General features: G+C 73.3%; 12 protein-coding genes. 7 read left to right on the top strand and 5 right to left on the bottom strand.

Annotation, left to right across the window (positions count from 1 at the left end):
- Positions 1-28: 28 nt before the first annotated feature.
- From BIV23_RS18245 to qcrB, 3 genes are all read left to right on the top strand, one after another.
- The gene (locus BIV23_RS18245) at positions 29-2488 is read left to right on the top strand and encodes a SpoIIE family protein phosphatase (RefSeq protein ID WP_177239937.1); all 2460 of its coding nucleotides are present in this window, start codon (positions 29-31) and stop codon (positions 2486-2488) included.
- A gap of 80 nt (positions 2489-2568) precedes the next feature.
- Positions 2569-2844, top strand: a complete 276-nt coding sequence (locus BIV23_RS18240) for a hypothetical protein (protein WP_071381942.1) — start codon at positions 2569-2571, stop codon at positions 2842-2844.
- Positions 2841-4376 (top strand): cytochrome bc1 complex cytochrome b subunit, encoded by a 1536-nt coding sequence (qcrB, locus tag BIV23_RS18235; RefSeq protein ID WP_079173228.1) that lies wholly within the window; start codon positions 2841-2843, stop codon positions 4374-4376. The genes BIV23_RS18240 and qcrB overlap by 4 nt, the downstream gene beginning before the upstream one ends.
- On the opposite strand, the gene ctaF is transcribed toward qcrB, so the two are convergent.
- From ctaF to BIV23_RS18215, 4 genes are all read right to left on the bottom strand, one after another.
- Positions 4312-4695: an aa3-type cytochrome oxidase subunit IV gene (gene ctaF / locus BIV23_RS18230; RefSeq protein ID WP_071381941.1), complete on the bottom strand. Its 384-nt coding sequence runs from the start codon at positions 4693-4695 to the stop codon at positions 4312-4314. The two genes, qcrB and ctaF, sit on opposite strands and share 65 nt — an antisense overlap.
- A complete protein-coding gene (gene ctaD, locus BIV23_RS18225) occupies positions 4692-6371 on the bottom strand; it encodes an aa3-type cytochrome oxidase subunit I (RefSeq protein WP_079173227.1) in 1680 nt (559 codons plus the stop codon). Before ctaD ends, ctaF begins: the two co-directional genes overlap by 4 nt.
- A gap of 243 nt (positions 6372-6614) precedes the next feature.
- Positions 6615-7199 (bottom strand): isochorismatase family protein, encoded by a 585-nt coding sequence (locus BIV23_RS18220; RefSeq protein ID WP_071381939.1) that lies wholly within the window; start codon positions 7197-7199, stop codon positions 6615-6617.
- A gap of 330 nt (positions 7200-7529) precedes the next feature.
- Positions 7530-7967: a MarR family winged helix-turn-helix transcriptional regulator gene (locus tag BIV23_RS18215; RefSeq protein WP_071381938.1), complete on the bottom strand. Its 438-nt coding sequence runs from the start codon at positions 7965-7967 to the stop codon at positions 7530-7532.
- 104 nt (positions 7968-8071) lie between these two features.
- Here BIV23_RS18215 and BIV23_RS18210 point away from each other — a divergent pair, with 104 nt between their 5' ends.
- Complete coding sequence (locus BIV23_RS18210; RefSeq protein ID WP_071381937.1) at positions 8072-8572, top strand: metallophosphoesterase family protein; 501 nt, start codon at positions 8072-8074, stop codon at positions 8570-8572.
- A gap of 23 nt (positions 8573-8595) precedes the next feature.
- Complete coding sequence (locus BIV23_RS18205) at positions 8596-9189, top strand: GNAT family N-acetyltransferase (RefSeq protein WP_071381936.1); 594 nt, start codon at positions 8596-8598, stop codon at positions 9187-9189.
- A gap of 128 nt (positions 9190-9317) precedes the next feature.
- Here BIV23_RS18205 and BIV23_RS18200 read toward each other — a convergent pair whose 3' ends face one another.
- Positions 9318-10421 (bottom strand): XdhC family protein, encoded by a 1104-nt coding sequence (locus BIV23_RS18200; RefSeq protein WP_071381935.1) that lies wholly within the window; start codon positions 10419-10421, stop codon positions 9318-9320.
- 262 nt (positions 10422-10683) lie between these two features.
- On the opposite strand from BIV23_RS18200, the gene BIV23_RS18195 reads away from it, so the two are divergent.
- Both BIV23_RS18195 and BIV23_RS18190 read left to right on the top strand, forming a co-directional pair.
- The gene (locus BIV23_RS18195; RefSeq protein WP_071381934.1) at positions 10684-12618 is read left to right on the top strand and encodes an elongation factor G; all 1935 of its coding nucleotides are present in this window, start codon (positions 10684-10686) and stop codon (positions 12616-12618) included.
- Positions 12619-12683: 65 nt separating this feature from the next.
- Positions 12684-14552 carry a cellulase family glycosylhydrolase gene (locus tag BIV23_RS18190; protein WP_071382058.1) on the top strand — a complete coding sequence of 623 codons (1869 nt, stop codon included), beginning with the start codon at positions 12684-12686 and terminating at the stop codon, positions 14550-14552.
- Positions 14553-14578: the final 26 nt, after the last annotated feature.

Genomic DNA, 14578 nt, shown 5'->3' with positions numbered 1-14578 from the left:
GCTGCGCAGGAGCCTCACACGCGCTGTAATGGCGAACGTGGTGAGCGAGGGCGCGGCGGTCGGCGGGACGAGGACGGGGCCGGAGCGTGCCGCAGTCGCCCTCGACGCCCTCCGTGCCTCGCCCCGCACCCCGGGCCGGCTCCACCGGGTCCTCGAACAGGCGCTGGTGTTCGCCGGCGCGGCCTTCGTCGGCGTGTACACGCCCGGCGACGATCCCGCGCAGCTGTCCCTCGCCGAGTCGGCGGGGCTGCCGCGCACCCTGTACGGGCTCCGCGACGGCTATCCGGCCGAAGGCTCCTCCCCGGTCGCCGAGGCCCACCGCACCGGCCGCCCGCGGTTGCTCGGCCCCGAGGAACTGGCCGGGTGTCCCGAGGCGCGGCGCACCCCCTCCCCGGACTTCTCCGTGGCCCTCCTGCCGCTCGGCCCGGCGGGCACGGGCGCGCTGGTGGCCGTCAGCGAGCATCCGGGCGGCTTCGGCATCGAGGACCGGGCCTGCCTGGAGCTGATCGCGGGCGCCGTCGCCGTCCCCGCCCCGGGCGCCGCGGGGGCGCCCGGCGAGCTCTCCGCGAACGCCTTCGACCTGGCCATGGACACCGGCCGGGTCCAGGTCGGCGACGCCATCCTGGGACTGTTCGGGCTCGGCCGGGGCACCTTCGACGGCCGGGTGGAGACCCTGCTCGCGCGGGCCGTGCCCGAGGACCTGCCCGCGCTGATGTCCGTGGTCGAGGCCGACCACATGTCCATCGGCGACCGCGAGCTGGAGTTCCGCATCCTGCAGCCCTCCGGCGCGCTGCTGTGGCTGCGGCTGCGCGGCCGGCTGCTGTCCGGCGGGGAGGGCCGCCCGGCCCGGCTGGTCGGCACGGTCGCCGACGCCTCCACCCTGCGCTCCGACGTCACCGACGTGGCCCGGGTGCAGCGCCTGGCCGCCGCCCTCGCCACCGCCGGCACGGTCAAGGACGTCGGCCGGGCCGTCGTCGACGCCCTGCGCGGACCGCTGCGGGCCGACCGGATCGCCCTCGCCGAACTGGAGAACGACCGCCTCGTCGTCACCGTCCTCGACCCGCCCGAACCCGAGGCGTGGCCCGAGGTGTGGCGCACCGAATGGCGCACCGAGTGGCCCGACGCGCCGGTGCGCGCCATGCCCACGCTCGCGGCCGCGCTGCGCGAGGGCCGCGCTCGGATCTGGCCCGCCGGCAGCACCCTGGAGCCCGCCCTCGCCGAGGTCGGCCCCGGCGGCCTCGCCGTACTTCCGCTGCCCGCCGGCGGCCGGGTGGCCGGCGCCTGCCTGATCGGCTGGGACGACCCGCACGACTTCGGCCCCGACGAACGCGCCCTGCTCACCGCCTGCGCCGCCCTGACCGGCCAGGCCCTGCTGCGCGCCCACGCCTTCGACGCCGAGCACGAACTCGTCGGCATGCTCCAGCGCACCCTGCTGCCGCGCCGCCTGCCCCGGCTGCCCGGCGCGGTCGCCGTCGCCCGCTATCTGCCCACCACCGCCGGGCTGGAGGTCGGCGGCGACTGGTACGACGTGATCCCGCTCGCCGACCACCACGTGGCCTTCGTCATCGGCGACGTCCAGGGCCACAACGCGGGCGCCGCCACCCTGATGGGCCAGATGCGCACCGCGCTGCGCGCCTACGCCGCCGAGGGCCACGCCCCGGACGTGGTCGTCGCCCACGCCAACCGGCTGCTGCTGGACATGGAGACCGACCTCTTCGCCACCTGCGCCTACGTCGACGTCGACATGGAACAGGGCACCGCCTGGATCGTGCGCGCCGGCCATCTGGAGCCGGTCGTGCGTCACCCGGACGGCAGCACCGAGATCCTGCGCACCGAGGGCGGGCCGCCGCTCGGGGTGACGGCGCAGGCGGAGTTCCCGATGACCCCGCTGCGCCTGGCGCCCGGCACCGTGCTCGCGCTGACCACCGACGGCCTCGTGGAGTCCGCCGACACCGACCTCGACACCGGCATGGAGCGGCTCGCCCACGCCCTGTCCGCCGCCGACCCCGCCCACCTCGGCCTGGTCGCCGACGCACTGCTCACCGACGCCCACCGCACCGACGACGTCGCCCTGCTGCTGATGCGCTACGACGGCATGGCCGTACGGCCCCTGCGTGAGAGCTGGACGGTGTGGCGGGTGCCGGAGGCGGTCCGGCACGCCCGCCGCTTCACCCGGCGCACCCTGCGCACCTGGGGCGTCAGCCCCGACACGCTCGACGCGGCCCTGCTGGTGGTCTCCGAACTCGTCACCAACGCCCTCGTGCACACCGACGGCCAGGTCCGCCTCGACCTCAGCCTGGTCAACCACCGGCTCCGGCTGGCCGTCGCCGACGCCTCGCCGCGCAGCCCGGTCAAGCCCACCAGCATCGGCTGGGAGGCCACCGGCGGGCGCGGCATCCTGCTGGTGGAGGCGGTCTCGGCGGCCTGGGGGACGGTCCCGGTCAGCGGCGGCAAACAGGTGTGGGCCGAGCTCGTGCCCGGCGGCTGACCCGCCACTCGGGTACGGGTGCGGGCGCCCCCGGCAGGTCGAAGGGGCCCGCCCGGCGGCCGTGCCTAGGGTCGATCGGCGTGGCACACACCTTCGATGAACTGGTCGCGAAGCAGCGCGCCGCGGACGCGGCCCAGCACACGGTCGACGAACTGCGGCAGGCCTACGGCCCGCCGGCCGAGCGGAGCATGACGGGCGCTCAGTCGGAGACCTACGAAACGGCCCTGCGCGCCTCGCGGGACCTGGCCCGGGAGGCACAGACCGCGCTGAGCGACTACGCCAGGGAGACCGGCCGGCCGCGCGCCGACATCGAGGACGAGGTGGTCCGGGCGGCCGCGGAGCCGCAGGAGACATGAGCGCACCGGCAGGCGGTACGAGCGGTGTCGGCCGTTCGGGTGCCGGGGAGGCGAGCTGCGGCGAGCGGCTCGTGCGGTCCGCCGACGCCCGGCTGCCCGTCCTCGACGGCGGACCGCTGCTGCGCAAGGCGTTCCCGGACCACTGGTCCTTCCTGCTCGGTGAACTCGCGCTCTACAGCCTGCTGGTGCTGTTCCTGACCGGCATCTGGCTGACCCTGTTCTTCACGCCCGAGATGCGCGAGGTCGTCTACGCCGGCCCCTACGCGCCGCTGCGCGGGGTGCGCATGTCCACCGCCTTCGCCTCCACCCTGCACATCAGCTTCGACGTGCGCGGCGGACTGCTGCTGCGCCAGGCCCACCACTGGGCCGCGCTGGTCTTCGTCGCCGCGATCGGCGTGCACCTGCTGCGGATCTTCTTCACCGGTGCCTTCCGCCGCCCCCGCGAGCTGAACTGGGTGATCGGACTGACCCTGTTCGTGGTCTCGCTCGCCGAGGGCTTCGCCGGCTACTCGCTCCCCGACGACCTGCTCTCCGGGACCGGACTGCGCATCGCGCAGGGCATCATGACGTCGATCCCGCTGGTCGGCACGTACGTGGCCTTCTTCGTCTTCGGCGGCGCGTTCCCCGCGCACGACATCGTCACCCGGCTGTACCCGGTGCACGTGCTGCTGCTCCCGGGTGTCCTGATCGCCCTGGTCACGGTGCATCTGATCCTGGTGGTCCACCTCAAGCACACCCAGTGGCGCGGCCCGCGCCGCCGCGTGGACAACGCGGTCGGCAAGCCCTTCTTCGCCCAGTTCACGGCCTCCTCCGGCGGGCTGTCCCTCATCGTCTTCGGCGTCCTGGTGCTCCTCGCCGCACTCGCCCAGGTCAACCCGGTCTGGAACTACGGCCCCTACCGCCCCGACCAGGCCTCCACCGGCGCCCAGCCGGACTGGTACGTCGGCTTCCTGGAGGGCGCGCTGCGACTGATGCCGGCCTGGGAGACGAACCTCGCCGGACACACCCTGATGTGGAACGTCCTGCTGCCCGCGGTGGTCCTGCCCGGCCTGCTGTTCGCGGTGCTGTACGCCTATCCGTTCGTCGAGCAGCGCCGCACCGGGGAGTGGCGGCGCGAACAGCACTTCTGCGACCGGCCGCGCGAGCGCCCCGTCCGTACCGGCCTCGGCGTCGCGGGCATCGTCTGGTACGGCGTGCTGCTGCTGGCCGGCGGCAACGACGTCGTCGCCCAGACCTTCCGGATCTCCGTCAACGCCCTCACCTGGGTGCTGCGCGTCGCCGTGGTCGTCCTGCCCGCACTGGCGTTCCTGGTGACCCGCTGGCTGTGCCGGGCCCTCACCGAGGCCGAGCGGCACCGGCTGGCGCAGGGCGTGTCCACCGGCGAGGTCCGGCAGAACATCACCGGCGGCTACGAGAGCGACCACGCACCCGTGGCGTCCTTCCGGCCCGGCGCCCCGCGCAGGCCGCTCACCGCCGCGCGTACTGGTACGCCATCCCGAACACCCCGCGAGCCAGCACCCCCAGACCGATGAGGAACAGCCAGAGTCCGTAGACCACGCCGCCGGCGGCCAGCGCGAACCCGAACGCGGTGATGATCGGGAACATGCTCTCGTCCGGGAAGAACGCCACCGGTTCCGCCCCGTCGGCCACCTCCGCCTCCGTGCGGTCCTGCGCCCGGCTGCCCCGCCGCCGGTACTGGATCAGGCAGAAGAACGACACCAGCGCCGCCATCCCGCACGCGACGACCAGCGCGACCGTGCCCGTCTCGTCCCCGGACCACACCCCGTACAGCGCGGCGGACCCGCCGAAGAACACCGCCACCCCGCCGAACAGCATCGACTCGGTCTTCATCGCGCGTGCTCCGCCCCGGCCCGGGCGGCCTCCGGATGGTGCAGGTCGAACGCGGGCGACTCCGAGCGGATCCGGGGCAGGGCGGTGAAGTTGTGCCGGGGCGGCGGACAGGAGGTGGCCCACTCCAGGCCCCGGCCCCAGCCCCACGGATCGTCGAGGGTGACCTTCTCGCCCCGGGCGGCGGTGCGCCAGACGTTGTAGAGGAACGGCAGCGTCGAGATCCCCAGCAGGAACGCGCCCGCCGAGGACAGGGTGTTGAGCAGCGTGAAACCGTCCGCCGGCAGATAGTCCGCGTACCGGCGCGGCATGCCCGACGTGCCCAGCCAGTGCTGCACCAGGAAGGTCAGCTGGAACGCCGGGAACAGCAGCCAGAAGTGCAGTCTGCCGAGACGCTCGTCCAGCATCTTCCCGGTGAACTTCGGCCACCAGAAGTAGAACCCGGCGAACATCGCGAACACCACGGTGCCGAACAGCACGTAGTGCAGGTGCGCCACGACGAAGTAGCTGTCGGTCACGTGGAAGTCCAGCGGCGGCGAGGCGATCAGCACCCCGCTCAACCCGCCGAGCAGGAACGACACCAGAAAGCCCATGGCCCACAGCATCGGCGTCTCGAACGACACCGAGCCGTTCACCATCGTCCCGATCCACGCGAAGAACTTGATCCCGGTGGGCACCGCGATCAGGAACGACATCAGGGAGAAGAACGGCAGCAGCACCGCGCCCGTGGCGAACATGTGGTGCGCCCACACCACCGCGGACAGCATCGTGATCGCGACGGTCGCGCCGATCATCGGCAGATACCCGAACTGCGGCTTGCGGGAGAACACCGGGACGATCTCCGAGATGATCCCGAAGAACGGCAGCGCCACGATGTAGACCTCCGGATGCCCGAAGAACCAGAACAGGTGCTGCCACAGGATCGCGCCGCCGTTCGCCGCGTCGAAGACGTGCGCCCCGAACTTCCGGTCCGCCTCCAGCGCGAGCAGCGCCGCCGCGAACACCGGGAAGGCGGGCAGCACCAGGATCGAGGTGAACAGCACGTTCCAGGTGAACATCGGCATCCGGAACATGGTCATGCCCGGAGCGCGCAGGCACAGGATCGTGGTGATGAAGTTGACCGCGGTCAGCGTCGTCGACACACCGGTGACCACCAGCCCCATCGCCCACAGGTCGCCGCCCGCGCCGGGCGAGAAGTAGGCGCTGTTCAGCGGCGCGTACGCGAACCAGCCGAACGCGGCGGCCCCGCCCGGCACCAGGAATCCGGACACCACCATCAGCGCCCCGAACAGGTACATCCAGTACGACATCGCGTTCAGCCGCGGCAGCGCCAGGTCCGGGGCACCGATCTGCAGCGGCATCACCGCGTTGGCGAACCCGGCGAACATGGGCGTCGCGAACAGCAGCATCATGATCGTGCCGTGGATGGTGAAGAACTCGTCGTAGCCGTGCTCGCTCAGGAACTGGAGCCCCGGGCGGGCGAGTTCGGCCCGCATGCCGAGCGCCAGCAGCCCGGCGAACAGGAAGAAGCAGAACGCCGTGACCATGTACAGCCGGCCGATCACCTTGTGATCGGTCGTGGCCGCCCAGCGCAGCAGGGTCCGGCCGGGCTGCGGGGCGGGGGCCGTGTACCGTTCGACGGCCTCACGGGCGTCGGACATCTGTGGTAGTTCGGTCATCCCGGGCGACGCTACTCCGGGTCCCCGAACGCCCCGCCCGCGCCACGCCTGGACACCGCCCGGCAAACTGCGGTCGAGGTCCGGTGCGTACCGTTGCGCGCGGCCGGTCATGCGGCCGGAGGCCGGTTCCCGCCGAACTCGGTGCCGACGGCCTGGTGGTGGACCCGGACACGCGGATCACCGGTCGATCGCCCGCCGTCGACCGTCCCGGCGCGATGGCCCGCCGGGACGGTCGGGCGGTGCTCAGGCGTGGGTCTTGGCCAGCAGTTCCAGGACCTCGGCGGTGGTGCCGCTCTCGCCGAGCCGGGGGAAGATCCGCTCCACGCTGTTCGCGTGCGCCTCGGCGTCGGCGTCGGCCATCGCGTCGGTGGCGAGGGTGACGTGGTAGCCGTGCGCATAGGCGTCACGGGCGGTGGACTCCACGCCGATGCTGGTGGCGATGCCGGTCAGCACGATCTGCGTGATGCCGCGCCGGCGCAGCTGGACGTCCAGGTCGGTGCCGTGGAAGGCGCTCCAGTTGTGCTTCGTGACGTGGATGTCGCCGGCGTGGCCGGACAGTTCGTCGACGATCAGGTCCCAGCCCTCGGGGAAGGCGAGGCCGCGGACCTGGCGCTCGGTACGGCCGGGCACGACGTCCCCGCCGTCGGCCGAGAAGGAGACGCGGACCAGGACCACCGGCAGGTTCCGGGCGCGGAAGGCGTCGGCGAGTTCCGCCGTGCGCGCGACGACCTCGGGGCCGGCGTACGGCTGGGTGGGCATGGCGGCGATGCCGTTCTGGAGGTCGATCGCGACGACGGCGGTACGGGGGTCGAGTGTGGTGAGCGACATGGTCGGTCGGGCCTTTCCGAGTGGTGCGGTCATGGGGGAGGGGGTGAGCCGGCCGAGGGAACGGCCGGCCGGGGTCGTCGCCGGCAGCAGGAGGGCGCCGGCGGGCGTGAACAGGGCCGGGCCGCCGTGCGGCCCGGGGTGCCGGCGGGCACGTCGCCGAGCGCGAGGCCGATCGGCACCGACGCCACGGCGCCACGGCGGTCATCGGGCAATCGACCGGGTTCAGGGCCGAGCCGAGGACCACCGGGGCGACGAGCGGGTGGTCGGTTCCGGCGGGGGAGGGGCGGCACCCGCTTCCGGTGCCCGGTGGGCCTCGCCGTTACGGCCGGATCACGGCTCCGACAGCCGGTCCATCAGCTCCAGCACCCTGAGGACGGCTTGCCTCTCCTCCTCGGAGTACCGCTCCTGGAAGGCGCGGGCCAGCCACTCGCTGCGCGCCTGCCGGTTGTCCTCCACGCGGGCCCGGCCGGCCTCGGTCAGCGTGACCAGCTGACGGCGGCCGTCGGCCGGGTCGGGGGCACGCCGGATCAGCCCCTGCTGCTCCAGGGCGGCCAGGGTCGTCGCCATCGACTGCGGCCGTACGCCCTCGGTGGCGGCGAGCGCGCTGGCCGTGGCGGCGCCGTGCTTGCCGACCAGGGTGAGCGCCGACTCCTGGGACGGACTGAGGTCGGTGTCCTGCGCGACCTCGCGGAGCCGGCGCCGCAACCGGCTGAAGACCACACGCAGATCGCGCGCGGCGCGGGTGGCGGAGTCGGAGGTGTCAGCCATGCCCGCCAGCGTAGGACCGACAGCTGAAACTGTCCAGCTCGAGCTGTTCAGTTCCATCTGAACAATTACGGGCCCGCCGGCCGCGCCTCGGCTAGGTTGGCCACGTGCGTCTGCTGATCATGTCCGACACCCACCTGCCCCGGCGCGCCAAGCAGCTCCCCGTGCCACTGCTGGCCGAACTCCCGCACGCGGACGTGGTGTTCCACGCCGGCGACTGGGTCGACACCGCCACCCTGGACCTGCTGGAGAGCCGCAGCCGCCGCCTGATCGCGGTCCACGGCAACAACGACGGCCCCGAGCTGCGGGCCCGGCTCCCCGAGGTGGCCCGCGCCGAACTGGACGGCCTGCGCTTCGGCGTCGTACACGACACCGGCCCCGCCCGGGGCCGCGAGGCCCGCTGCGCCGCCCGCTTCCCCGACCTCGACGTGCTGGTCTTCGGCCACAGCCACATCCCCTGGGACACCACCGCCCCGACCGGCCTGCGCCTGCTCAACCCGGGCTCCCCGACCGACCGCCGCCGCCAGCCGCACCGCACCTACCTCACCGCGACGCTCGCCGACGGCGCCCTCACCGACGTGACCCTGCACCGGCTGCCGCAGCGGTAGCGGCCCTGTGCCAGGATGCGCGGATGATCTCTGACAACGGCATCCCGGGCGACGTCGTTCCGCCGGGGCGCATGGCCGGGAGCGAGCAGCCCGTGCTCGCCCTGCCCGGCGGACTCCAGCTGCGGCCCTGGCACCTCGACGACGCCGACACGCTGCTGACCGCCGCCCAGGACCCCGCGATCCGCCGGTGGAACCGGCTCGCCGTCGACAGCCGTGAGGACGCGCTCGCCAGGATCGAGCGGATGCACGCGCGCTGGCGAGCCGAGACCTTCGCGGTGTGGGCCGTCGCCGCGCCGGGCGGACCCGCCGTCGGACTGTGCGCATGGGGCGACATCGATCTGCGCGCGGGCAGTGCCGAGATCGTCTACTGGCTCCTGCCCGAGGCGCGCGGCGGCGGCATCGCCGCCGAGGCCACGCGCAGGGTCAGCGAGTGGGCCCTCGACGACCTGGGTCTGCACCGTCTGCGCCTGTGCCACTCGGTCGCCAACCCGGCGTCCTGCCGGGTCGCCGAGAAGGCCGGCTACACCTACGAGGGCACCCTGCGCAGCGCCCTCCTGCACGCCGACGGCTGGCACGACCAGCACCTGCACGCACGCGTGGCGGGCGACACCGCGTAGCGGTCGCCGGAGCCAGTGGGCGCGGTCCCTTTGACCGCGCGTCCACCACGGGGTCTGCCCGATCCGGACAGGGCGGCCGGGCACCGTCAGGTCGGCCGGACCTGCTCCTCCCGGACGCGGTGGGCCCCTCACACGGCGGGCGGATGGATGGCCCCGGCGGTCGTGGTCAGCGGTGCGCCGGAGCCGCCCCAGCGCAGGGCGACGATCTCGGCGGCGACGGACACCGCGACCTCCTCGGGTGTACGGGCCCCGAGGTCGAGCCCGAGCGGTGAGCGCAGCCGGGACAGCTCGGCCTCGCCCAGACCGGCCTCGGCGAGTCGTGCGCGCCGCTCGTCGTGGGTCTTGCGGCTGCCCATCGCGCCGACGTAGGCGGCCGGGCGGCGCAGGGCCTCCTCCAGCAGGGGGACGTCGAACTTCGGATCGTGGGTGAGGACACAGATCACCGTGCGGTCGTCGGTCCGCGTGCCGGCGAGGTAGCGGTGCGGCCAGTCGACCACGACCTCGACCGCGGCCGGGAAACGCTTCGGCGTGGCGAAGACCGGGCGGGCGTCGCAGACGGTCACCCGGTAGCCGAGGAAGTCGCCGACGCGGGCCACCGCGGCCGCGTAGTCGATCGCTCCGAAGACCAGCATGCGCGGCGGCGGCGCGAACGACTGGAGGAACACCGTCACGTCGTCCTCGCGGCGCTCGCCGTGCGGCCCGTAGTGCCGCATCACCGAGGCGCCGAGGGCGAGTTCGCCGCGCGCGTCGGCGGTGACGGCGACATCGAGGCCGGGCGCGCCGAGCGTGCCGTCGGCCCGGCCCGGCCAGACGGCGAGCGTGGCGCCGCGCGGCGCGGGTCCGTCCACCACCGTGGCCACCGTCACCGGCTCGCCCGCCGCGACCGACGCGGCGACCGCCCCGAACGCCGGGTCCGACTCGGGGGTCACCGGCCGTACCAGCAGGGTGATCTCACCGCCGCAGGTGAGGCCGACCGCGAAGGCGTCCGCGTCGCTGTACCCGAACGTCTCCAGCCGCGCCTCGCCGCTCGCCACGACCTCCTGCGCCAGCTCGAACACGGCCCCCTCCACACAGCCCCCGGACACGCTCCCCACCACCTCGTCGTCCGGGCCCACCGCCATCGCGGCACCGGGACCGCGCGGCGCGCTGCGGCTGACCGCGACGACCGTGGCCAGCCCGAACGGGACCCCGGCCGCGTGCCAGCGCGCCAGCGCCGGCAGAACCTCACGCACGCTCCACTCCTCTCCCCGCCCCGACCATGCCGACAGGGGAGAAAGCGACCCGTCATGGCCGTACGTCACATTACGACCACGTCCGGCGTGCGGCGAGTGCTGGAGGGGGTTCCGGCGAGCGTTAATCCGTTGCCGCCCGGGGACGGCATCTGCTGCACTGCCGGGGTTCCGACAGACGTCACACAGGAAGGTCCAGCGATGCGCGCTGCGTGCATGTCCGCCCAGGAAGGAATCCACCCCATGCCGAAGGACACCACGCTCAGTGCATCTGCTCAATCTCGGAATTCTCGCCCATGTCGATGCCGGTAAGACCAGCCTGACCGAACGGCTGCTGCACACGGCCGGGGTCATCGACGAGATCGGCAGCGTCGACGACGGAAACACCCGGACCGACACGCTCGCGCTGGAACGCCGGCGCGGTATCACGATCAAGTCCGCCGTCGTGTCGTTCCCGCTCGACGGCGTCACGGTCAACCTCGTCGACACCCCCGGTCACCCGGACTTCATCGCCGAGGTCGAGCGCGTGCTCGGCATCCTCGACGGCGCCGTCCTGGTCGTCTCGGCGGTCGAGGGTGTCCAGGCGCAGACCGGGGTGCTGCTGCGCGCCCTGCGCCGGCTGGGCATCCCCACCCTGATCTTCGTGAACAAGATCGACCGGCGCGGCGCGAACGGCTCCGCCGTGCTCGATCAGCTCTCCCGCCGGCTGGCCGTACCGCTCGTCCCGATGGGCCGCCCCGCCGCGCCCGGCACCCGCGCCGCCCGCTTCGTGCCAGGCCTCGCCCCCACCGCCCCGGAAGTGCTCGCCGGCCACGACGACGAACTGCTCGCGGCCTACCTCGACGGCGGGATCCCCGACGGCCGGCTGCACGCCGCCCTCGCCGCCCAGACCCGCGGCTCCCGCGTGCATCCCGTCTACTTCGGCTCCGCGATCACCGGCGCCGGGGTGCCCGAACTGGCCGGCGGCATCGAACGGCTGCTGCCCACCGCCGGCGGCGACCCGGACGGCCCGCTGTCGGGCACGGTCTTCAAGGTGGAACGGGGCCCGGCGGGCGAGAAGATCGCCTACGCGCGGCTGCGCGGCGGCACCCTGCGCGTCCGCGACCGTGTCCCGTACGGCGCCGCCCGCCGCGCGACCGGCAGGATCACCGCGCTGAGCGTCTTCGACGGCGGTACCGACACCCGGCGGGACCACGCCGCTGCCGGGCGGATCGTCAAGGTGTGGGGCCTCGACGGCATCCGGACCGGGGACACACTCGGTACACCCGGGCATGCGTACGAGCACCACTTCGCACCGCCGACCCTGGAGACCGTGGTCGTCCCCGGCCCCGGCACGGACCGGCGCACCCTGCACCTGGCGCTCACCCAGCTGGCCGAACAGGACCCGCTCATCGGTGTCCGCCACGACGAACCGCGCCAGGAGACCTCGGTGTCCCTCTACGGCGAGGTGCAGAAGGAGGTCGTCCAGGCCACCCTCGCCGAGGAGTACGGCCTGGACGTCACCTTCCGCGAGACGACCACCCTGTGCGTGGAACGGCCCGCCGGCGCCGGGCACGCCGTCGAGTTCATCGGGAAGGACCCCAATCCGTTCTTCGCCACGGTCGGCCTGCGCGTCGCGCCCGCACCGCCCGGAGCGGGCGTGGCGTTCCGGCTGGAGGTGGAGCTGGGCTCGATGCCGTACGCCTTCTTCAACGCCGTCGAGGACACCGTCCGCGACACGCTCGGTCAGGGGCTGCGCGGCTGGCAGGTGCCCGACTGCACGGTGACGGTGACCCACTGCGGGTACAACAGCGTCCTGAGCACCGCCCACGACTTCCGGGCTCTGACCCCGCTGGTGCTGGCCGAGGCGCTGCGCCGCGCGGGCACCGTCGTGCACGAGCCGGTGCACCGCTTCCGGCTCGACGCCCCGGCGGACTCGCTGGGCACGCTGCTGCCGGTGCTCGCCCGGCTCGGCGCCGTACCGGAGCGCACCGCCGCGGCCGGGGCCGCCGCCGTGCTGGAGGGCAGGCTGCCCGCCGCCCGGGTGCACGAGCTGCAGCAGCGGCTGCCCGGGCTCACCCGCGGCGAGGGCGCGCTGGAGACGGCGTTCGACCACTACGCGCCGATCGCCCGGGGCGCCGTCCCCGAGCGGCCGCGCACCGACCACAACCCGCTCAACCGCAAGGAGTACCTGCTGAACCTGTCCCACCGGACTGACTGAGAGTCAACTTACTTGTGAGTCAGGTGGTATTGACGTGGCTTTCGGCGGGCCGGACTGTGGTGGACATGTCGAACATCCGGGCACGTCTGCTCGTTGTCCTGGTCGTCCTCAGCGGATTCCTGACGGTGGCGGGTGCTCCGCCCGCCACCGCCGCCACCTCGGCTCTCCCCTCCGACTCCCTCTGGTTCGACGGTTCCGCGCTCACCGTGCACAACGGCCGGTTCACCGACGGCCAGGGGCGCGAGATCGTCCTGCGCGGCTACAACGTCTCCGGCGAGACCAAACTGGAGGAGAACAGCGGCCTGCCGTTCGCCTCCGTCGCCGACGCCCGCACGTCCGCGACCGCGCTGCGCGCCCTCGGCGGCGGCAACGCGGTCCGCTTCCTGCTCTCCTGGGCCCATGCCGAACCCGTACGCGGCCAGGTCGACACCGCCTATCTGGCCGCCGTCACCGACCAGATGCGCGCCTTCCTGGACGAGGGCATCCGCGTCTTCCCCGACTTCCACCAGGACCTCTACTCCCGCCACCTCTTCGGCGCGGGCAGCTGGTACACCGGCGACGGCGCCCCCAAGTGGGCGGTGGACGCCGGGAGTTATCCCGCCGAGTCCTGCGGCATCTGCCTCTTCTGGGGCCAGAACATCACCCAGAACGCGGCCGTGCAGAAGGCCCAGTACGACTTCTGGCACGACACCTACGGTCTCCAGGACGCCTTCCTCGCCACCGCGCGAACGACCATGACCTACCTCCAACAGCACCTGACGGCCGCGGAGTTCGCCGCCGTCACCGGCTTCGACCCGTACAACGAGCCCTACGCCGGCAGCTACGACTCCGGGCAGACCTCCCGCACCTGGGAACGCGATCTGCTGTGGCCGTTCTACGTGAGGTTCCGCGCCGCCATGGACGCCGCCGGCTGGCAGGACAAGCCCGCCTTCGTGGAACCCGGCCTCTTCTGGAACTCCGACATCTCCACCCAGAAGCAGGAGGGCGGGCTGCTGGACGCGGGCACCCTCGGCCCGCGGTACGTCTTCAACACGCACTTCTACGACCAGAAGGCCATCTCCGGGATCCTGATGTGGGGCAAGGCGGCCGACGGCCAGTACGCCTCCGACTTCGGAGCCGTCCGCGACCGCGCCGCCTCCGCGGGCACCGCGGCCCTGGTCAGCGAGTTCGGGCACCCCCTGTCCGGCACGGTGTCCGACAAGGCGCCGACCGTCCTGAAGGCCATGTACCAGGCCCTCGACTCCCGTCTGCCGGGGGCGAGTTGGTGGTCGGACCCGGCCGCCTCGGGCCCGGTCCTGTCCGGCACCCAGTGGCAGTGGGACATCTACAGCGGCCGGCATCACGAGCTGATGAACGGCAACCCCGACAAGGTGCAGACCTCGGGCGACGCATGGAACGGTGAGGACCTCTCCGCCGTGGACCTGGACGGCTCCGGCGACGTCACCCTCCGCCAGGACGCCCGGCTGCTGGACCGCCTCTACCCGAGCGCCACGGCCGGTACGACCCTGGCCTTCACCTACGAGGACCGCTCCCGCGACGGCTCCACCACCCTCGCCTGGAATCCCGTGCCGAGCAGCCTGCCGCACGTGGCGCAGCTGGTGGGCGCCGGCCGGTACGGGCTGCTGGTGTGGCGCTCCGGGGACGGCACCGCGCCCACCGAACTGCACCTGCCGGCATCCTTCCCGACCGCCTCGACCACCGTCGTCTCCGACCTCGGCACGGTCTGCGCCCCGCCCGCCTACACCGGTGCCGGCACGCCGGTCGCCGTCGCCCCCGAACCGGGCGGCACCGGCAGCCGCCGCCTGCTGCTCAGCGACACCGACGCGGGCGTCCTGCACTACGCGCTGGTGACCGACGGGGCCACGACCCCGTCGGCGGACCTGCTGAGCGCGGCCAGGTCCGAGCTGGCCGGCTGGGCGGCGGCGCACTTCTGAGACGTCCCGGCCGCCCGGAGTCGGAG

Source organism: Streptomyces monashensis, from assembly GCF_001866665.1.
Classification (GTDB): domain Bacteria; phylum Actinomycetota; class Actinomycetes; order Streptomycetales; family Streptomycetaceae; genus Streptomyces; species Streptomyces monashensis.
The sequence above is the reverse complement of the archived record's forward strand: the minus strand, read 5'-3'. Positions and strand labels throughout refer to the sequence as shown.